The organism is Streptomyces sp. NPDC047043 (assembly GCF_040644055.1).
Classification (GTDB): Bacteria; Actinomycetota; Actinomycetes; order Streptomycetales; family Streptomycetaceae; genus Streptomyces.
In genome coordinates this window covers 104,950-124,120 of record NZ_JBEYVO010000019.1, presented here as the reverse complement: position 1 = coordinate 124,120, position 19,171 = coordinate 104,950, and the positions used below count along the sequence as shown (strand labels likewise).

Below are 19,171 nucleotides of genomic sequence, written 5' to 3'. Positions count from 1 at the left end.
GTCCTCGTGCAAATTCTGTGTACCGCCCGTACAACCTCTGTAACGCTCCCGAGACGCTTCTTTCGCGTACGGTCACGGAACGGGCACCGAGCTTGACGTGTCACTGCCCTGGGGCAGACTTGGCCGGGAATGAGCTATTCGATCAACTACAGCCGGGCCGGCGCCTGAAGGCCGATGGGGGACGCGGAAACATGAGCCAGGACGGCGCACACGGCCGGTATGCGGGACGCGCGGTCGCCGGTGGGCGCTATCAGCTGCGCGACCTGCTCGGCGAGGGCGGCATGGCCTCGGTGCACCTCGCGTACGACTCCGTGCTCGACCGCCAGGTCGCGATCAAGACGCTGCACACCGATCTCGGCCGGGAACAGGCCTTCCGCGAGCGCTTCCGCCGCGAGGCGCAGGCCGTGGCCAAGCTCACGCACACCAATATCGTCTCGGTCTTCGACACCGGCGAGGACACCCTCGACGGGATGACGACGCCGTACATCGTCATGGAGTACATCGAGGGCCGCCCGCTGGGCTCGGTGCTCGACGAGGACGTACGGCAGTTCGGTGCGATGCCCGCCGACAAGGCGCTGAAGATCACCGCGGACGTGCTGGCGGCGCTGGAGATCAGCCATGAGATGGGCCTGGTCCACCGGGACATCAAGCCGGGCAACGTGATGATGACCAAGCGCGGCGTCGTCAAGGTGATGGACTTCGGCATCGCGCGCGCCATGCAGTCCGGTGTCACGTCCATGACGCAGACCGGCATGGTCGTCGGCACCCCGCAGTACCTCTCGCCCGAGCAGGCCCTCGGCCGCGGCGTCGACGCCCGTTCCGACCTGTACTCGGTCGGCATCATGCTGTTCCAACTGGTCACCGGGCGGCTGCCGTTCGAGGCGGACTCCCCGCTGGCGATCGCGTACGCGCATGTGCAGGAGGAGCCGGTGGCTCCTTCCTCGGTCAACCGGTCCCTGCCGCCCGCGGTGGACGCGCTGGTCGCCCGCGCGCTGAAGAAGAACCCGAACGAGCGTTTCCCGAGCTCCGAGTCCATGCGCGACGAGTGCCTGCGCGTGGCCGCGTCCTTCCAGGCCGCCCCGCCGAGCATCGTCCCGGGCGCGCAGACCTCGAGCGGTGCCGGCGTCGGCTCCGCGGTGTTCCCGCCGGTCGACCAGGCCACCCCGGCGCCGACGGGCCCCGTACAGACGCCGTACCAGCCGGTCCCGAACCCGTACGGCACACCGTCGCCCACTCCTTCTCCGGCGTACGGCTACCCGCAGCAGGGCGGCTACCAGACGCCCTCCCCGTACGCGCAGCCGCAGACCCCACCGCCGTACAACATCACGCCCCAGCCCGCCACGCCGCCCGCGGGCGGCGGCGGCAAGAACAACAAGCCGCTGGTCGTCGGCTCGGTCATCGTCTCGCTCATCGCCGTCACCGTCCTGCTCGCAGCCATCCTGCTCAACAACGGCGGCAGCAACGACAACGCCCAGAACACCGGCTCCAGCGCGAGCGCGTCGGCGACGAAGGCGGCGGGCTACCGGGGTCCGGACACCTCGAAGAAGATCGAGACGTCCGCGTGCACGGAACCGGAGGAGTCGTACAACGACCCCAAGAAGATCCGGCTGCCGGACTTCCGGTTCAAGTACATCCAGTCGGTCAAGGCGTGCTTCCAGGCCGCCGGCTGGCAGCTGAAGATCAAGAACGTCGACGAGAACACGTACGGCCAGGGCGCGGTCATCGACCAGTTCCCCTCGGCCGACACGGACGTCTCCGAGAAGGACATGCCGGAGATCGAGCTGAGCGTCTCGACGGGCAACCCGCCGTCCTGATCCGGAACACGGGAAGGGCCGGGCAGCTGCTCAGCTGCCCGGCCCTTCGCGCGTTCGTCCAGAGGTACGGCGTCCAGAGGTACGGCGTCTAGAGGTACGGTCCGCCCGAGCGGCCGCCGGTGTGTCCGTCCTCGCCCGTCTCGTGGCCGCCCACGCCCGGCGGGAGGGCGCGGCGCATCTGCTCCAGCTGGGCCCGCGCGGCCATCTGCTGGGCGAACAGCGTGGTCTGGATCCCGTGGAAGAGGCCCTCCAGCCAGCCCACCAACTGGGCCTGCGCGATGCGCAGTTCGGCGTCGCTGGGGGTGCCGTCGTCCGTGAAGGGCAAAGAGAGCCGCTCCAGCTCCTCGACCAGCTCCGGCGCCAGGCCGTCCTCCAGCTCCTTCACCGAGCTCCGGTGGATCTCCTTGAGCCGGACCCGGCTCGCCTCGTCCAGGGGAGCGACGCGCACCTCCTCCAGGAGCTGCTTGATCATGCTGCCGATCCGCATCACCTTGGCCGGCTGCTCGACCTGCTCCGTCACCGGAATCTCGCGGGAGTCGTCGTCACCACCGCCGATTGCCATGCCGTCCTGGCCCACGACCAGGATCTGGGGGGTCTCCGACGACCGTTCGTTCCTCGGCATCTCCATGCCGCCATTCTCTCGCACCCGTGCATCTCATCACCGTGGTGCCCCCTGTGGAGGGTGATCCACCGTTTACGCTGCGGGGGTTTGCGTCAGTCGCCGCCCTCGCGCGCGATGGTCATCCGCAGCAGACGGGCCTCGCAGTGGTCGAGCCAGCGGATCTCGGCCTCCGCATGGCAGATGAGCTGCTCCAGGACCAGCAGCCGCGCCAGCTCGTCCGGATGCCCGGGCGCCCGGCCCAGCGCCTGCGCCCGCTGCCGTACGTACTCGTGCAGAGCCTGGGCCACATGCCGGCGCTGTGCCTCGACGACCTGCCGCACGTCGACGCCGGGTGCGCCGACGGCGAGCACCAGCTTGATCGCCAGCTCGTCGCGTGGCGGGCTGTCCCGCTCCACGGGCCGCGCGAACCAGGCCCGCAGCTCTGCCCGGCCCGCGTCCGTGAGCGCGTACAGCACCCGCGCGGCCTCGTCCACGCCGTCCTGCGCGACCATGCCGTCCCGCTCCAGCCGGCCGAGCGTCGTGTAGACCTGCCCGATGTTCAGGGGCCAGGTGCCACCGGTGCGCGCCTCGAACTCGGTGCGCAGCCGTGAGCCGTACCGGGGGCCTTGTTCCAGGAGCGCCAGCAGCCCGTGACGTATCGACATACCCGGATTGTGCAGCGGGTTCGGTATTTCGGCGGAACACGGAATGCCGGAAGTGCGGGGCGATGTGAGGCTTGGGGCGTGAATCCATGGCTGCGGTCTTTGCGAGGGGCGGGACTGGTGGTGGGCGTGGGGGCCGGCGTGATCGTGTTTCCGCCGGGCGGGAGTGTTGCGTCGTACGGCGCCGTGTCGTCGTACGGCCCCGTATCGACGTACGCAGCGGTACCGACGGACGACTCCACGCGTACGCCCGCTCTCGTCCCCCGGGCGACCGAGTCCGCGGCGGCCTCCTCCGCCGCCTCCCACGAGCCGCCCGAGCCTTCGCGGGCCGGGAGCGTGGCCGGTGAGGGGCGGGAGCGGCCTGGGCGGCGGGACACGGCGGACAACTCCACGGGCGGCCCCTCGGACGAGGGAGACGGCGACGGAGGCGTGGACACGGCGAACTCGGAGGGCCAGGCCGATACGGACCCGGCCGTGTCCGCGTCGCCGCCCGCGGAAGCCGGCCTGCTCCCGCCGAGGCCCTCACCGCACCCCGCGAAGTCGGCCGCCGCGCAGGCCGAAGGCCCCACGGAGCCCGTCCTGCGGATCCTCCCGCTGGGCGGCGGCCTGGTCCTGATCGGACTCGGCCTGGGCCTCGCCTTCGTCGGCCTGCGGCTGCGGCGCGGCTAGGTCCTGCCAGGCGGATCAGGCCGACTCTGGCCATCGGTGCCTTGTCAGCCCCGGTGAGCAGGGTCAGATGCGCGTGCCAGACCCCGCGACGTCGGCATGATCCGCCGGACAGGCCCTGGTCCCGTCAGGTGCCTCAGGGCACGACCAGCAGCACCTTGCCCACGTGACCGCTCTCCTCCACGACCCGGTGGGCTGCTGCCGCGTCGCTCATGGGGATCTCGCGGTCGACGATCGGGCGGACGTGGCCGCCGTCGAGCAGCGGCCAGACGTGTTCGCGTACGGCCGCGACGATGGCCGCCTTCTCGGCGAGCGGGCGGGCGCGCAGCGTGGTCGCGCTGATGGCGGCCCGCTTGTTCAGGAGCGTGGCGATGGTCAGCTCGCCCTTGATGCCGCCCTGCATGCCGATGATCGCGAGGCGGCCGTTGACGGCGAGGGTCTGGACGTTGCGGTCCAGGTACTTGGCGCCCATGTTGTCGAGGATGACGTCGGCGCCCGCGCCGTCCGTGGCCTTCTTGACCTCGGCGACGAAGTCCTGCTCCCGGTAGTTGACGAGGATGTCGGCGCCCAGCTCGGCGCAGCGCTCCAGCTTCTCCTTGGTGCCCGCCGTGACGGCGACCTTGGCGCCGATCGCCTTGGCGAGCTGGATGGCCATGGTGCCGATGCCGCTGGAGCCGCCGTGCACGAGCAGCGTCTCGCCGGGGCGCAGATGGGCGATCATGAACACGTTCGACCAGACCGTGCAGACCACTTCGGGCAGCGCGGCCGCCTGCTTGAGGTCGATGCCCTTGGGGACGGGCAGCAGCTGCCCGGCCGGGACCGCGACCTTCTCCGCGTAACCGCCGCCCGTGAGCAGCGCGCACACCTCGTCGCCGACGGCCCAGCCGGAGACGCCGGGGCCTACCGCGGCGATCCGGCCCGAGCACTCCAGGCCGGGGTAGGGGGACGTGCCGGACGGCGGGTCGTAGAAGCCCTGCCGCTGCAGGATGTCGGCGCGGTTGACGGCACCGGCCACCACCTCGACCAGCACCTCGCCCTCACCGGCCACGGGATCCGGGACCTCGTCCCACACCAGCGCCTCGGGCCCACCAGGTTCGGGAATCGTGATCGCATGCATGAGGGGGACGCTACTCCTTGCGTCCGCGTCCCCCGCGGCGGCGGGGCGCGCACCGGCCAGGGCCGTGTGAGCGCGGGAAAAAAAGTGTGCGATCACCGATGAGTTCGCGCGACGGTAAAGGTCTCCCCATGCGTAACCCAAGTGCGCGGAAGGACACCCCACCATGAGCCAGCACACGTCCGGCCTGGCCATCGAGACCGCGGGACTGGTGAAGACGTTCGGTGAGACCCGGGCCGTCGACGGCGTCGACCTCGCCGTCCCGGCCGGCACGGTCTACGGCGTCCTCGGCCCGAACGGCGCCGGCAAGACGACCACCGTGAAGATGCTCGCCACCCTGCTGCGGCCCGACGCCGGCGAGGCGCACGTCTTCGGCCACGACGTGGTGCGCGAGGCCGACGAGGTCCGCAGCCGTGTCAGCCTCACCGGCCAGTACGCCTCCGTCGACGAGGACCTCACCGGCAGCGAGAACCTGGTCCTGCTGGGCCGCCTCCTCGGCCACGGCAAGAAGGCCGCGCTGGTGCGTGCCGGGCAGCTGCTGGAGGCCTTCGGGCTGACGGAGGCCGCCGCGAAGCAGGTCAAGCACTACTCGGGCGGCATGCGGCGCCGTATCGACATCGCCGCTTCCATCCTCAACACCCCCGACCTGCTGTTTCTCGACGAGCCGACGACCGGGCTCGACCCGCGCAGCCGCAACCAGGTCTGGGACATCGTGCGCGCGGTCGTCGCCCAGGGCACGACGGTGCTGCTGACCACGCAGTACCTGGACGAGGCCGACCAGCTGGCCTCCCGGATCGCCGTCATCGACCACGGCATGGTCATCGCCGAGGGCACCAAGGGCGAGCTGAAGGCGTCCGTCGGCGCCGGTTCCGTACATCTGCGGCTGCGGGACGCCGAGCAGCGGCCCGAGGCGGCCGAGGTGCTGCGGCGGACCCTGGACGCTCAGGTGCAGCTGGAGCCCGACCCGGTCGCGCTGACGGCCCGTGTCGGTACGGCGACCAGCGGCATCGCCGCCGAACAGGCCGCCCGGGCGCTCGGCGAGTTGGCCCGCGCCGGCGTCGTCGTGGACAACTTCTCGCTGGGGCAGCCCAGCCTGGACGAGGTGTTCCTCGCCCTCACCGGACATGACACCCACAGCCCGAAGGACGAGGTGGCGGCATGAGCACCGCGACAACCACCGACGCCCAGGACCTGGCCCCCGTCAGCGCCGAGTCGCTCGCCGCGCTGCTGATCGCCGGGGAGCGGCCGCCGCGCCCGAGCGCGCTGTCGGCCTCGCTGACCTTCGGCTGGCGGGCGATCCTCAAGATCAAGCATGTCCCGGAGCAGCTCTTCGACGTCACCGCGTTCCCGATCATGATGGTGCTGATGTACACGTACCTGTTCGGGGGCGCCCTGGCCGGGTCGCCGAAGGAGTACATCCAGTTCCTGCTGCCGGGCATCCTCGTCATGTCGGTCGTGATGATCACGATGTACACCGGGGTCTCGGTCAACACGGACATCGAGAAGGGCGTCTTCGACCGCTTCCGCTCGCTGCCCATCTGGCGGCCGTCGACGATGGTCGGCTATCTGCTGGGCGACGCCCTGCGCTACACGATCGCGTCCGTCGTGATGCTCACCGTCGGCGTGATCCTCGGCTACCGCCCGGACGGCGGGGTCGGCGGTGTGCTCGCCGGGATCGCGCTGCTGGTCGTGTTCTCGTTCGCGTTCTCGTGGATCTGGACCATGTTCGGGCTGCTGCTGCGCACCGAGAAGTCGGTGATGGGCGTCAGCATGATGGTGATCTTCCCGCTGACCTTCCTGTCCAACGTCTTCGTCGACCCGAGGACCATGCCGGGCTGGCTGCAGGCGTTCGTCAACAACAGCCCGATCACCCATCTGTCGTCCGCGGTACGGGGGTTGATGGCCGGTGACTGGCCGGCGGACGAGGTCGCCTGGTCGCTGGGCTGGGCGGGCCTGTTCGTGCTGGTCTTCGGGCCGGTCACGATGCGGCTCTACAACCGCAAGTAGGACTCAGTTCTGTCGGAGGGGCCGGACGTCCGGGGCGACCTGGGCGCCCGGCGTCGCCCGCACGATCGTGATCAGCCGGTCCGTCAACTGCAGTGTCCCGACGGCCGGATCGTCGTATCCGAGCACCCGATGCCCTCGTACGACGCTCACCACCAGGTCGTCCGTCTCGCGCGGCTTCTTGCCCACCTCGGCCTTTATGACCGGGCGTTCGACGATGTCGAGCCCGCTGCCCTGCTGGATGAGGTCCTCCATCACCATGCCGGCCGCAGGGCTGAGCACGGACAGACCGAGCAGGCGTCCGGCCGCGCTGGCGCTGGTGATGACCGCGTCGGCGCCGGACTGCTGGAGCAGCGGTGCGTTCTCCTCCTCGCGCACCGCGGCCACGATCTTCGCCCCGCGGTTGAGCTGCCGTGCCGTCAGTGTGACGAGTACGGCGGTGTCGTCGCGCTGGGTCGCGATGATGATCTGCCGTGCCCTGTGCACCTCGGCCCGCTTCAGCACCTCGCTGCGCGTCGCGTCCCCGATGACACCGACGTAGCCCTCGGCAGTCGCGGCGTCGATCACCTTGGAGCTGGGGTCGACCACGACGACCTGCTCCTTCTTCAGCCCCGTGGCACAGACGGTCTGGATCGCCGAGCGCCCCTTCGTCCCGAAGCCGACGACGACGGTGTGATCGCGCAAGGCGGACCTCCAGCGGTTCAGGCGCCATTCCTCCCGGGTGCGTTCGGTGAGGACCTCGAGGGTGGTGCCGACCAGGATGATCAGGAAGAGCACGCGCAGGGGCGTGATGACGAAGATGTTGGTGAGCCGGGCAGCGTCGCTGACCGGGGTGATGTCGCCGTATCCGGTGGTGGAGAGGGTGACGGTCGCGTAGTAGAAGGCGTCGAGGAGGTCGACGGAGCCGTCGGAGTTGTCGTTGTAGCCGTCGTGGTCGGCGTAGACGATGAAGGCGGTCGCGACCAGCACCAGCAGGGCCAGCAGCAGCCGTTTGCCGACCTGTCGGATCGGTCGCTCGACCACCTTCTTCGGGAGTTTCACCCTGTGGGTCACGAGATGTTCGTCCGCCTGGCGGGCGATCGCGTCATGGCCCGGAAGTTTCACGTGAAACACACCCCGATTCCGGCGGACGCCCAGGGCAGATCGAGGAGCTCCAGCTCCTGACCCGCACGGGCGCCGCCCGGTGGTACGACGGCGAGCGCGTCGGCCACCGCGATGCCGCGCAGCATGGCCGGGCCGTTGTAGTGCAACGGCACGGCACCCTCGCCGCGCAGCACGACGGGGATGAGCCGGGTGTCGTGCGGATGCCCGTGGGCCGTGGCCTGGATCGGCAGGGTGTACGGCTCCGGGGCGGGCCGCGCGGCGAGGGTGCGCAGCAGGGGTTCGGCGAGGGTGAGCAGGCCGGAGACGGCGGCGAGCGGGTTGCCGGGGAGGCCGACGAGGTGCTGGTTCTCCTTGGTGCGGGCCAGCAGCATGGGGTGGCCGGGGCGCACCTTCACCCCGTCGACCAGGAGTTCCGCGCCGATCCGCTCCAGGATGGGGTGGACATGGTCGACAGGTCCGGAGGCGGTGCCGCCGGTGGTGACGATCAGGTCGGCGTCGGAGGCGTTGAGTGCCTTGCGCAGGGCCTTCGCGTCGTCGCCGAGCCTGCGTACGGCGGTGACCTCGGCGCCGAGCGCGCGCAGCCAGGGCGGCAGCATCGGGCCGAGGGCGTCCCTGATCAGGCCGTCGTGCGGCCGGCCCTCGGTGAGCAACTCGTCTCCCAGGACGAGGACTTGGACGCGGGGGCGGGGAACGGCGGTGAGGCTGTCGTAGCCGGCGGCCGCGGCGAGCCCGAGCACGGCGGGGGTCACGAGGGTGCCGACGGGCAGGAGTTGGTCGCCGGAGCGGCATTCCTGGCCGCGGGGGCGGATGTCCTGGCCGTGCTGCATCTCGCGGTTGGCGTGCAGACGGCCCTTGTCGTCGATGCGGCCGTGCTCGCTGCGCAGGACGGCGGTGGTGTCCGCGGGGATGCGGGCGCCGGTGGCGATACGGACGGCCTCGCCGTCCGTGAGGGGCTCCGGCTCGGCGTGTCCGGCGAGGACGCCCTCGTCGCGTACGTCCCAGGGGCCGGGTCCCGCGACCGCCCAGCCGTCCATCGCCGAGGTGTCGAAGGACGGCAGGTCGGTGAGGGCGGGGAGGGGCGCGGCGAGGGTGAGGCCGAGAGCGCCGTCGAGGGTGACGGAGACGGGGGCATGGCGGGTGGCGGACCGGCCGGCGCGGGCGGCGATCGCTCGGGCCTCGGGCCAGTGGGTGGCCCTGTGGTGGAGGTCGGGCCGATGGGCGGTGGCGGGCTGGGCACTGGGTGCGGGCGGCGTGGATGCGGGTGCGGGGTCGCCCGGTGTGCGGCCGCCGTGGTCGTTCACCAGGGCGAGCACCTCCTCGACGTCGAGGTCCTCGGCGTCCTGACCGGTCCGGGTGGGGTGGGCGGTCATCCTGCGTCCGTGTCGGGCTTGGCGTCGGGGTTGTCCTCCTGCGCCCAGCGCAGGGCGAGGGCCACGGCCTTGCGGGCGGCCTCGGCGACGGCTTCGGGGCCACCGCCGGCCTGGGCGGCCGCGTAGCCGACGAGGAAGGTGGTCAGTGGTGCCGCGGGCCTGGCCACACCGTGGGCGGCGTCGCGGGCGAGGTCGAGCAGGACGCCGGTGTCGACGTCGAGGTCGATGCCCAGCTCGTCCTTGGCTGCGGAAATCCATTCATCCAACACGTGCCCATGCTCCCTGATACGTGCCCTGGCGGTGGCGATGTCGTCCCAGGTGTCGCAGTCGAAGGATGCGACGGGGTCGGGGACGCGGGTGAGTTCGAGGGCGGCGGTGAGCCTGCGCAGCGGCAGGCCGGTGAGGCCGTCGTGCTCGGTGGAGAGTGCGGCGAGTTCGCGGTGCAGCGCGGGTGTGCGGTACGCGGCGACGAGCGGTTGGTCGCGGCCGTCGGCGTCGGTGAGCAGGACGCCGTCGGCGACGCTTGCACGCAGGGCGCTCAGCAGTCGCCCCACCGTCTGCGCGCCGAGGAAGGGCAGGTCGGCGGAGAGGACGACGACCTGCTCCGCCGTGGTGTGCCGCAGCCCGGCGCCGAGCGCCGCCAGGGGGCCTCCGCCGGGTGGGTCCTCGCGGGCCCAGCGCACCGGGCGGGCGGTGGGCCGGGCGTCGGCGACGACGACGGTGGTGCGGGCGTCGGCGCAGGCGGTCAGGACCCGGTCGAGCAGGGCCCGGCCGCCCACGCGCAGGCCGGGCTTGTCCGCGCCGCCCAGCCGCCGCGCGGCGCCACCGGCGAGGACGACGGCGTCATACGCGACGGACCCGGCGTCGGCGGCGCCCTGTGCGTCCGTCGGCTCGTACGAGGTCACCCCCCGAGTATGCGTGCCGCCGCGATCACAGGGAACGCGGGGGAGACCGCCGATCCGGCGGGATCAGAGTGTGCGCAGCAGCACCGCCGGCTGTTCCACGCAGTCCGCCACGTACCGCAGGAAGCCACCCGCCGTGCCGCCGTCGCAGACCCGGTGGTCGAAGGTGAGCGAGAGCTGGACGACCTGCCGCACCGCGAGTTCGCCCTCGTGCACCCACGGCTTGGGGACGATGCGGCCGACGCCGAGCATGGCCGCCTCGGGGTGGTTGATGATCGGCGTGGAGCCGTCGACGCCGAACACTCCGTAGTTGTTCAACGTGAAGGTCCCGCCGGTGAGTTCCCCGGGTGTGAGGGTTCCCGCGCGGGCCGCCTCGGTCAGGCGGGCGAACTCGGCGGTCAGCAGTTCGGCGTCCCGCGCATGGGCGTCCCGGACGACCGGTACGACCAGGCCCCGCTCGGTCTGCGCGGCGAAGCCGAGGTGCACGTGGTCGAGCTGGACGACCTCCCTGGCCTCCGTGTCGACCTGCGAGTTGAGCTCGGGGAAGCGGGCGAGGGCGGCGGTGCAGATCCTTGCCAGGAGGGCGAGCAGGGAGATCTTGCTGCCGCCGGCGGCATTCATCGCCGTCCGCGCGCGCATGAGTTCTGTCGCGTCGGCGTCCACCCAGCAGGTCGCGTCCGGTATCTCCCGGCGGCTGCGGGAGAGCTTGTCTGCGACGGCTCCGCGGATGCCCTTGAGGGGGACGCGGATGCCGGTGGCGCCGGGTGCGGTCTGTGCAGGCGCCGGTGCCTTCCGAGGCTCGGGGGGTGCCGTCGCCCGGCCCTGCGCGGCAGCGGCCCGCAGTGCGTACTCGACGTCCGCCCGGAGGATCAGCCCGTCGGGTCCGGAGCCGGCGAGCTCCCTCAGGTCGAGACCGTTCTCCCGGGCGAGGCGACGGACCAGGGGCGAGATCACGGGGACGGGTCCCTCGACCGCTTCGGGAGTCGTGGACCGCCCGTTCACCGCAGCGGACACCGGCTGGCCCGGACGGACCCTGCGCCGCCGGGCGGGCGCCTCGGAAGTGCCGTAGCCCACGAGCACGTTGCCCGAGCCCTTGGTTTCCGAGGCCTCGGTCTCGCCGGCCGGGACCGGTGCGCCCACCGCCACCGTGATCAGCGGTGCCCCGACGGGCAGTTCCGTGCCCTCCTCGCCGAAGCGGGCGGTGACCACACCGCCGTAGGGGCAGGGCACCTCGACCATCGCCTTGGCAGTCTCGACCTCGACTACCGGCTGGTCGACCGTGACGACGTCGCCGACCTCCACCAGCCAGCGCACGATCTCCGCCTCGGTGAGCCCCTCCCCGAGGTCGGGGAGCTTGAACTCGAGCACCTGTGCCATCAGCTCTCGGCCTCCCACTGCAGACGCCCCACGGCGTCCAGGATCCGGTCCACGCCGGGCAGGTGGTGACGCTCCAGCATCGGCGGCGGGTAGGGGATGTCGAACCCGGCCACGCGCAGCACCGGCGCCTCCAGGTGATGGAAGCAGCGCTCCGTGACACGGGCCGCGATCTCCCCGCCCGGGCCTCCGAACCCGCCCGACTCGTGCACGACGACCGCGCGCCCGGTCCGCCGCACCGAGGCGCCGACCGTCTCGTCGTCGAACGGCACCAGTGAGCGCAGGTCGACGACTTCGAGGTCCCACCCCTCGGCCTGTGCCGCCTCGGCGGCTTCGAGGCAGACGGGAACCGACGGTCCGTACGTGATGAGCGTGGCGCTCCGGCCCGAGCGCCGCACCACCGCGCGGCCTATCGGTTCAACGTCCGTCGGGTGCTCGGGGTTCCAGGAGTCCTTCGACCAGTACATGCGCTTGGGCTCGAGGAAGACGACGGGGTCGTCGGAGGCGATGGCGGCGCGCAGCAGGCCATAGGCGTCGGCGACCGTGGCGGGCGTGACGACATGGAGCCCCGGAGTCGCCATGTAGTACGCCTCGGAGGAGTCGCTGTGGTGCTCGACGCCGCCGATTCCGCCGCCGTAGGGGACACGGATGGTGATCGGGAGCGGCATCGTGCCGCGGGTGCGGTTGCGCATGCGGGAGACGTGCGAGATCAGCTGCTCGAAGGCGGGGTACGCGAACGCGTCGAACTGCATCTCCACCACCGGGCGCAGGCCGTACATCGCCATGCCCACCGCGGTGCCGAGGATGCCGGCCTCGGCCAGGGGCGTGTCCGTGCAGCGGTCCTCGCCGAACTCCTTGGCGAGCCCGTCGGTGACCCGGAAGACACCGCCGAGGGTGCCGACGTCCTCGCCCATGACGTGCACGGTGGGGTCGGCGGCCATGGCGTCGCGCAACGCGCGCGTGAGGGCCTGCGCCATGGTGGCCGGCTTGACGGCGACGGTGGTCATCAGTGGCCGCCTTCGTGTTCCGCGTGCAGCTCGGCCTGCAACTGGGCCTGCTGCTCGCGCAGTTGCGGGGTGGGCTCGGCGTAGACGTGGGCGAACAGGTCCATCGGGTCGAGCACCGGGTCCTGGTTCATGCGTTCGCGCAGGTCGGCGGCCATGGTCTCGGCGGCGTCCCGTGCGGCCCGTATGCCGTTCTCGTCGAGCAGGCCGCGCTCGGTCAGCTCGTGCTCCAGGAGCGCGATGGGGTCGTGCGCACGCCAGGCCTCGACCTCGGCGTCGCCGCGGTAGCGGGTCGCGTCGTCGGCGTTGGTGTGGGCGTCCACGCGGTAGGTGATCGCCTCGATCAGCGTCGGGCCGCCGCCCTCACGCGCGTGCCGCACGGCGTCGGTGAGGACCTCGTGCACGGCGGCCGCGTCGTTGCCGTCGACCAGGCGGCCGGGCATGCCGTAGCCGACGGCCTTGTGGGCCAGCGACGGCGCCGCGGTCTGCTTGGCGAGCGGTACGGAGATCGCGAAGCCGTTGTTCTGGACGAGGAAGACGACCGGGGCCTGCCAGACGGCGGCGAAGTTCAGCGCCTCGTGGAAGTCGCCCTCGCTGGAGCCGCCGTCGCCGACCAGGGCGAGCGCGACCACGTCGTCGCCCTTGAGGCGTGCGGCGTGCGCGAGGCCCACGGCGTGCGGGAGCTGGGTGGCGAGGGGAGTGCACAGGGGGGCCACGCGGTGCTCGTGCGGGTCGTAGCCGGTGTGCCAGTCGCCGCGCAGCAGGGTGAGCGCCTGGACGGGGTCCAGTCCGCGGGCGACGGCGGCGAGGGTGTCGCGGTAACTGGGGAAGAGCCAGTCGCGCTCCTCGATGGCCAGCGCGGCGGCGACCTCGCAGGCCTCCTGGCCGGTGCTGGAGGGGTAGACGGCGAGCCGGCCCTGCTTGGTGAGGGCGGTGGCCTGTGCGTTGTACCTGCGGCCGCGCACCAGCTCGGCGTACAGGCGGCGCAGCAGGGCCGGGTCGGCCTTTCCGGCGGCCTCGGTGCCGAGGACTCGGTAGGGCTCCGCGTCGGGCAGCAGCGGCGCGGGGTCGGTGCGGGGCTGCCAGGCGGGCGGCGGCGATGGCCGATACGCGCCCCGCTGCTCCATGACCGTCATGACGGCACCTCCTCGTGGGAGCGGCTTCAGGCGCACCACGGGTGTGTGTCGCGCCTCACCTACCGATTGTTCGGTCGTCGGCACATTTTGGCTACAGGCCCCTTCGGGCTGTGGACAATCGGTTCTCCACAACCTCAAATGAACGCAGTACGTCCATGGTAGGGAGGCGGGGGGACATGGCACCTGAACAAATGGCCGAAGGGTCGGAAGGCGGAAGTCCCCTGCCGCTGCCGCGTCCGCTCGACGCCATCGATTCGGACATCCTGCAGATGCTCCAGGCCGACGGCCGCGCGTCGATACGGTCGGTCGCGGAACGGGTGCACGTGTCGCGCGCGAACGCCTACGCGCGTATCAACCGCCTCATCGAGGACGGCGTCATCCGCGGCTTCGGCGCCCGCGTCAACCACGAACGCGCTGGTCAGGGCACCTCTGCCTACATCACCCTGAAGATCGTCCAGAATTCCTGGCGCACGGTGCGGGAACAGCTCAGACAGCTGCCCGGTGCCTCCCACATCGCCTTGGTGGGCGGTGACTTCGACGTACTGCTGCTCGTCCACACACCCGACAACAAGGCGCTGCGCGAGCTGGTGCTCACCCGGCTCCAGGCCATGCCCGAGGTGCTCAGCACCCGCACGCTGCTGGTGTTCGAGGAGGAGGACCTGGAGCCGCAGGGCTGAACCCTTTCTGCGGCTCTCTCAGGCCTCCTTGCGCAGGCCGCCGAAGACCAGCTGCGCCACCGCGTCGGCCACTTCGCGCTCGCTCATCCCGCGCCCGTCGGGGCGGTACCACTCGACGATCGAGTTGATCATCCCGAAGACCAGCCGCGTCGCGAGCCGCACCTCGACGTCGCCGCGCACGTCCCCGTCGGCAGCCGCCGCCTTCAGCAGCTCGGCCACCTGGTGGTCGAAGTCGCGGCGCCGGTCCAGCGCCCACCGCTCGGTGTCCGTGTTGCCGCGCACACGCAGCAGCAGCGTCACGTACGGCAGGTCGCCGATCAGCACCTCGACCATGCGCCGCACGACGTACTCGAGGCGCTCGGCGGCGCGCCCCACGCGCGCGTGCTCCTCGTCGAGGATCCCGAAGAGCCCGTCGAGGGCCCGGCTGACCGCGCGGCGCAGCAGTTCCTCCTTGCCGGCCACGTGGTGGTAGATCGACGACTTGGAGATGCCCGCCGCCCTGGAGAGGTGCTCCATGGAGGTGCCGTCGTAGCCGCGCTCGTTGAAGACCTGGACGGCGACGGACAGCAGCGTCTCCGGGGTGTACGTGTCGCGCTTGGCGGTGGTCATGACGTGCTGCCCTCCCGCTTGTCGGTGGCGTACGCATGGCGGTACAGCGCGAGGGACGGAGCGTAGCGCCCCGAGGGGTCGCGCAGATGCAGGTCGTCGAGGAGGGCGTACGCCCAGTTGCGGCCGAGCCTGCGGCTCCATTCGAAGGGGCCGAGCGGGTAGTTGACGCCCAGGCGCATCGCGGTGTCGATGTCCTCCTCGGTGGCCACGCCCTTGGCGACGGCGTCGTGCGCGAGGTCGACGATCCGGGCGACCGTGCGGGCGACGATCATGCCGGGGACGTCGCCGATGACGCTGACGTCCTTGCCGAGCGCCTGGAAGAGGCCGGTGGCCTCGGCGAGGGTCTGCGGCGAGGTGTCCTGTGAGGCGGACAGGGCGATACGGGTGGCCCTGCGGTAGTCCAGGGCGAGGTCGAAGTAGACGACGTCCCGGAACTCCACCGAGGTCTGACCGTCGGCGAGGGCCAGCTGGCCGCCGCCCGGCAGCACCAGGCGGGTGCCGTGGTCCTCTTCCTCCTCGCGCACCTGGATGCCCGCCTCGCGGATCAGCGCGAGCAGTTCGGACGCGGGACCCAGGTCGCCCTCGGCGACCACGTACGCGGGCCGCTGCTGCTTCTCGGCGGTGTGCGGCTCGGCGCTCTCGGCCTCGTCGCCGTAGTCGTACCAGCCGTGCCCGCTCTTGCGGCCGAGCCGGCCGGACTCCACGAGGCGCCGCTGGGCGAGCGAGGGCGTGAAGCGCACGTCCTGGAAGAAGGACTGCCACACGGAGTGGGTGACGGACTCGTTGACGTCCTGGCCGATGAGGTCGGTCAGTTCGAAGGCGCCCATCCGGAAGCCGCCGGACTCGCGCAGCACCGCGTCGATGGTGGCCGGGTCGGCGCCCTGGGCCTCGTAGACCGCGAAGGCCTCGGCGTAGAAGGGCCGGGCGATGCGGTTGACGATGAAGCCGGGGGTGTCGGCGCAGGCGACCGGCGTCTTGCCCCAGGCGCGCGCCATCTCGTACGCGCGCGTGGCCGACGTGACGTCGGTGGCGAACCCGGAGACGACCTCGACGAGCGGCAGCAGCGGCGCCGGGTTGAAGAAGTGCAGGCCGACGAAGCGGCCGGGGTTGCGCAGGGCGCCGCCGATGGCCGTCACCGACAGGGACGAGGTGTTGGTGGCGAGCAGACAGTCCTCGCCCACGATGTCCTCGAGCTTGCCGAAGAGCTCCTGTTTGGCGTCCAGCCGCTCCAGGACGGCCTCGACGACCAGGGAGCAGTCCGCGAGGTCGGCGAGCTCCGCGGCGGGCAGCAGGCGCGCGCGTGCCGCGTCCCGGTCGGCGGCCGTGAGCCGGTCCTTCTCGACGAGCCGGTCGAGGCGCGCGCCGATGGTTTCGGCCGCTTCCAGGGCGCGCCCCGGGACGGCGTCGTACAGCCGTACGCGATGGCCTGCGACCAGCGCGACCTGGGCGATGCCCTGGCCCATGGTGCCGGTGCCGACGACGGCCACGGGGCTGCTGAGGTCGAGTGCTGTCATGTGCGCGATCCTCCCGCACGGGGTTTTCCACAGATGCGGCAGGCCCCCTTGTCCCGACCGATCGTTCGGTTACTCTAACTCTGACTGGCTGTTCCTGCCCATGTTTCTGCCCAGGTCATGAGCTCAACGAAGAGTTCACAAGACGAGGAGTTGGTCCCGCATGGCCGCCGAACTGACCGCGCACGAGCTGATCGCCAAGCACCGGCCCACCCTCGACCAGGCGCTGGAAGCGATCCGCACACGCGCGTACTGGTCCCCGCACCACGAGCACCCCAAGGCCTACGGCGAGAACGGCAGCCTGGACATGGCGGCGGGCAAGGCCGCCTTCGACGCCCTGGTGGGCACCCGTCTCGACCTCGGCCAGCCCGGCACGGACGACTGGGTGGGCGGCGAGGTGTCGCCGTACGGCATCGAGTTGGGCGTGGAGTACCCGCACGCGGACGTCGACGTGCTGCTGCCCGCCATGAAGGCGGGCCAGAAGGCCTGGCGGGACGCGGGCGCGGAGGCGCGCGCGGTGGTGTGTCTGGAGATCCTCAAGCGGATCAGCGACCGGACGCACGAGTTCGCGCACGCGGTCATGCACACCAGCGGCCAGGCCTTCATGATGGCGTTCCAGGCGGGCGGCCCGCACGCGCAGGACCGCGGCCTGGAGGCGGTGGCGTACGCGTACGTGGAGCAGGTCCGTACACCGGACACGGCGGAGTGGACCAAGCCCCAGGGCAAGCGCGAACCGCTCGCGCTGACCAAGCAGTTCACGCCGGTCCCGCGCGGGATCGCGCTGGTCATCGGCTGCAACACGTTCCCGACGTGGAACGGCTACCCGGGCCTGTTCGCGTCGCTGGCCACCGGCAATGCGGTCCTGGTGAAGCCGCACCCGCGCGCGGTGCTGCCGCTCGCGCTCACCGTGCAGGTCGCGCGCCAGGTGCTCGCCGAGGCCGGCTTCGACCCGAACCTGGTGGCGCTGGCGGCCGAGCGCTCCGGCGAGGGCATCGCGAAGACGCTGGCCACCCGTCCGGAGATCCGGATCATCGACTACACCGGCTCGACGGCGTTCGGCGACTGGCTGGAGTCCAACGCCCGCCAGGCGCAGGTCTACACCGAGAAGGCCGGCGTCAACACGGTGCTCGTGGACTCGACCGCGAACTACAAGGGCATGCTGTCCAACCTGGCGTTCTCGCTGTCCCTGTACAGCGGCCAGATGTGCACGACCCCGCAGAACCTGCTGATCCCCCGGGACGGCATCCGCACCGACGAGGGTCCCCGGACCTTCGACGAGGTCGTCGCCGACCTCGCCCGCTCGGTCGACGGCCTGCTCGGTGACGACGCGCGCGCGAACGCGCTCCTCGGCGCCATCGTCAACCCGGACGTGAAGGCGCGTCTGGAGGCCGCTGCCGGTCTCGGTGAAGTCGCCCTGGCGTCAAGGGAGATCAGCAACCCGGAGTTCCCGAACGCGGTCGTGCGCACACCCGTGATCGTGAAGCTGGACGGCGCCAAGCCGGACGACGAGGCCGCCTACATGAGCGAGTGCTTCGGCCCGGTCTCCTTCGCGGTCGCGGTCGACTCGGCGGCGGACGGCGCGGAGCTGCTGCGGCGCACCATCCGTGAGAAGGGCGCGATGACGGTCGGGGCGTACACGACCGACGAGGAGGTCGAGCAGGCGGTCCAGGAGGTCTGCCTGGAGGAGTCGGCCCAGCTGTCGCTGAACCTCACGGGCGGGGTGTACGTCAACCAGACGGCCGCGTTCTCCGACTTCCACGGGTCCGGTGGCAACCCGGCGGCCAACGCCGCCCTCACCGACGGGGCGTTCGTCGCCAACCGCTTCCGGGTGGTGGAAGTGCGCCGGGAGGCCTAGAAGGCAGCCGTCGCGCTCCAGTGGTACAGCGTCATCGCCACGCTCGTCGCCAAGTTGTAGCTGGAGACCTGGGGGCGCATCGGCAGGGACAGCAAGTGGTCGGTACGCGCGCGTAGTCCGGCGGACAGCCCGCTGCGCTCGGAGCCGAAGGCGAGGACGGCGTCGTCGGGGAGCTTGACGCCCCGGATGTCGTCGCCCTCCGGGTCGAGCGCGAACAGCGGGCCCGCCGGCAGCTCGTCGACGTCCAGTCGTTCCACGGCCGTCGCGAAGTGCAGTCCCGCGCCGCCGCGCACGACGGTGGGATGCCACGGGTCGAGCGTGCCCGTGGTGACCACGCCGGTCGCGCCGAAACCGGCGGCCAGGCGGATCACGGCGCCCGCGTTGCCGAGGTTGCGCGGGTTGTCGAGGACCACGACGGGCGCGGTGCGCGGGGTGTGCGCCAGCTTCTCGAGGTTGTCCGTGCGAGGCGGCCGTACGGCCAGGGCGGCCACGGCGGTGGGATGCGGGCGCGGGACCAGGCTCCGGTACGTCGCCTCCGGCACCTCGCTGAGGAGTGCGGCCAGCGTGTCCCGTACGTCGGGGGCCAGCTCGTCGGCGAGGGCGAGCGCCGCCCGCCGGTCGGCGGTGACCGCCACCGGGACCTCGGCTGCGAAGCGCACGGCGTGCTTCAGGGCGTGGAAGCCGTCGAGCAGCACACAGGTGTCTGCGAGGCGGTGCCAAGCACTCACGGGGTCGGTCATGGCGTGCAGCCTACGTGCGCATGTGCAG

18 protein-coding genes are annotated in these 19,171 nt (G+C 71.5%); 6 read left to right on the top strand and 12 right to left on the bottom strand.

Annotation, left to right across the window (positions count from 1 at the left end; all coding sequences use genetic code 11):
• Positions 1 to 191 precede the first annotated feature (191 nt).
• Positions 192 to 1,814, top strand: a complete 1,623-nt coding sequence (locus ABZ880_RS28670) for a protein kinase (RefSeq protein ID WP_361268167.1) — start codon at positions 192 to 194, stop codon at positions 1,812 to 1,814.
• A gap of 88 nt (positions 1,815 to 1,902) precedes the next feature.
• Here ABZ880_RS28670 and ABZ880_RS28665 read toward each other — a convergent pair whose 3' ends face one another.
• Both ABZ880_RS28665 and ABZ880_RS28660 read right to left on the bottom strand, forming a co-directional pair.
• A complete protein-coding gene (locus ABZ880_RS28665) occupies positions 1,903 to 2,442 on the bottom strand; it encodes a bacterial proteasome activator family protein (protein WP_361268165.1) in 540 nt (179 codons plus the stop codon).
• An 86-nt stretch (positions 2,443 to 2,528) separates the two neighbouring features.
• Complete coding sequence (locus tag ABZ880_RS28660; protein ID WP_361268162.1) at positions 2,529 to 3,080, bottom strand: PadR family transcriptional regulator; 552 nt, start codon at positions 3,078 to 3,080, stop codon at positions 2,529 to 2,531.
• A 138-nt stretch (positions 3,081 to 3,218) separates the two neighbouring features.
• On the opposite strand from ABZ880_RS28660, the gene ABZ880_RS28655 reads away from it, so the two are divergent.
• Complete coding sequence (locus ABZ880_RS28655) at positions 3,219 to 3,746, top strand: hypothetical protein (RefSeq protein WP_361268159.1); 528 nt, start codon at positions 3,219 to 3,221, stop codon at positions 3,744 to 3,746.
• Between the two features lie 133 nt (positions 3,747 to 3,879).
• On the opposite strand, the gene ABZ880_RS28650 is transcribed toward ABZ880_RS28655, so the two are convergent.
• Complete coding sequence (locus tag ABZ880_RS28650) at positions 3,880 to 4,860, bottom strand: NAD(P)H-quinone oxidoreductase (RefSeq protein WP_361268156.1); 981 nt, start codon at positions 4,858 to 4,860, stop codon at positions 3,880 to 3,882.
• 163 nt (positions 4,861 to 5,023) lie between these two features.
• Here ABZ880_RS28650 and ABZ880_RS28645 point away from each other — a divergent pair, with 163 nt between their 5' ends.
• Both ABZ880_RS28645 and ABZ880_RS28640 read left to right on the top strand, forming a co-directional pair.
• Complete coding sequence (locus ABZ880_RS28645; protein WP_361268154.1) at positions 5,024 to 6,019, top strand: ATP-binding cassette domain-containing protein; 996 nt, start codon at positions 5,024 to 5,026, stop codon at positions 6,017 to 6,019.
• Positions 6,016 to 6,864, top strand: coding sequence for an ABC transporter permease (locus tag ABZ880_RS28640; protein WP_361268151.1), 849 nt, complete (start codon positions 6,016 to 6,018; stop codon positions 6,862 to 6,864). The genes ABZ880_RS28645 and ABZ880_RS28640 overlap by 4 nt, the downstream gene beginning before the upstream one ends.
• A 3-nt stretch (positions 6,865 to 6,867) precedes the next feature.
• Here the strand turns inward: ABZ880_RS28640 and ABZ880_RS28635 are convergent, their stop codons facing one another.
• From ABZ880_RS28635 to pdhA, 6 genes are all read right to left on the bottom strand, one after another.
• Positions 6,868 to 7,965 (bottom strand): potassium channel family protein, encoded by a 1,098-nt coding sequence (locus ABZ880_RS28635; RefSeq protein WP_361268147.1) that lies wholly within the window; start codon positions 7,963 to 7,965, stop codon positions 6,868 to 6,870.
• Positions 7,962 to 9,335: a molybdopterin molybdotransferase MoeA gene (locus ABZ880_RS28630; RefSeq protein WP_361268144.1), complete on the bottom strand. Its 1,374-nt coding sequence runs from the start codon at positions 9,333 to 9,335 to the stop codon at positions 7,962 to 7,964. The genes ABZ880_RS28635 and ABZ880_RS28630 overlap by 4 nt, the downstream gene beginning before the upstream one ends.
• On the bottom strand, positions 9,332 to 10,240 hold the full coding sequence (locus ABZ880_RS28625) for an NTP transferase domain-containing protein (RefSeq protein ID WP_361268141.1): 909 nt from the start codon (positions 10,238 to 10,240) through the stop codon (positions 9,332 to 9,334). The genes ABZ880_RS28630 and ABZ880_RS28625 overlap by 4 nt, the downstream gene beginning before the upstream one ends.
• Before the next feature lie 63 nt (positions 10,241 to 10,303).
• A complete protein-coding gene (locus ABZ880_RS28620; protein WP_361268139.1) occupies positions 10,304 to 11,614 on the bottom strand; it encodes a dihydrolipoamide acetyltransferase family protein in 1,311 nt (436 codons plus the stop codon).
• The gene (locus tag ABZ880_RS28615) at positions 11,614 to 12,618 is read right to left on the bottom strand and encodes an alpha-ketoacid dehydrogenase subunit beta (RefSeq protein ID WP_361268136.1); all 1,005 of its coding nucleotides are present in this window, start codon (positions 12,616 to 12,618) and stop codon (positions 11,614 to 11,616) included. The genes ABZ880_RS28620 and ABZ880_RS28615 overlap by 1 nt, the downstream gene beginning before the upstream one ends.
• Positions 12,618 to 13,751 (bottom strand): pyruvate dehydrogenase (acetyl-transferring) E1 component subunit alpha, encoded by a 1,134-nt coding sequence (gene pdhA, locus ABZ880_RS28610; protein ID WP_361268134.1) that lies wholly within the window; start codon positions 13,749 to 13,751, stop codon positions 12,618 to 12,620. The genes ABZ880_RS28615 and pdhA overlap by 1 nt, the downstream gene beginning before the upstream one ends.
• Before the next feature lie 191 nt (positions 13,752 to 13,942).
• On the opposite strand from pdhA, the gene ABZ880_RS28605 reads away from it, so the two are divergent.
• The gene (locus tag ABZ880_RS28605; protein ID WP_361268417.1) at positions 13,943 to 14,428 is read left to right on the top strand and encodes an Lrp/AsnC family transcriptional regulator; all 486 of its coding nucleotides are present in this window, start codon (positions 13,943 to 13,945) and stop codon (positions 14,426 to 14,428) included.
• A gap of 18 nt (positions 14,429 to 14,446) precedes the next feature.
• Here the strand turns inward: ABZ880_RS28605 and ABZ880_RS28600 are convergent, their stop codons facing one another.
• A complete protein-coding gene (locus ABZ880_RS28600; RefSeq protein WP_361268131.1) occupies positions 14,447 to 15,037 on the bottom strand; it encodes a TetR/AcrR family transcriptional regulator in 591 nt (196 codons plus the stop codon).
• Positions 15,034 to 16,551, bottom strand: a complete 1,518-nt coding sequence (locus tag ABZ880_RS28595) for a 3-hydroxyacyl-CoA dehydrogenase (RefSeq protein ID WP_361268128.1) — start codon at positions 16,549 to 16,551, stop codon at positions 15,034 to 15,036. The genes ABZ880_RS28600 and ABZ880_RS28595 overlap by 4 nt, the downstream gene beginning before the upstream one ends.
• Positions 16,552 to 16,711: 160 nt before the next feature.
• Here ABZ880_RS28595 and paaN point away from each other — a divergent pair, with 160 nt between their 5' ends.
• Positions 16,712 to 18,403, top strand: coding sequence for a phenylacetic acid degradation protein PaaN (paaN, locus tag ABZ880_RS28590; protein ID WP_361268125.1), 1,692 nt, complete (start codon positions 16,712 to 16,714; stop codon positions 18,401 to 18,403).
• On the opposite strand, the gene ABZ880_RS28585 is transcribed toward paaN, so the two are convergent.
• Positions 18,400 to 19,143 carry a TrmH family RNA methyltransferase gene (locus ABZ880_RS28585; RefSeq protein ID WP_361268123.1) on the bottom strand — a complete coding sequence of 248 codons (744 nt, stop codon included), beginning with the start codon at positions 19,141 to 19,143 and terminating at the stop codon, positions 18,400 to 18,402. The genes paaN and ABZ880_RS28585 overlap by 4 nt on opposite strands.
• Between the last annotated feature and the right edge of the window lie 28 nt (positions 19,144 to 19,171).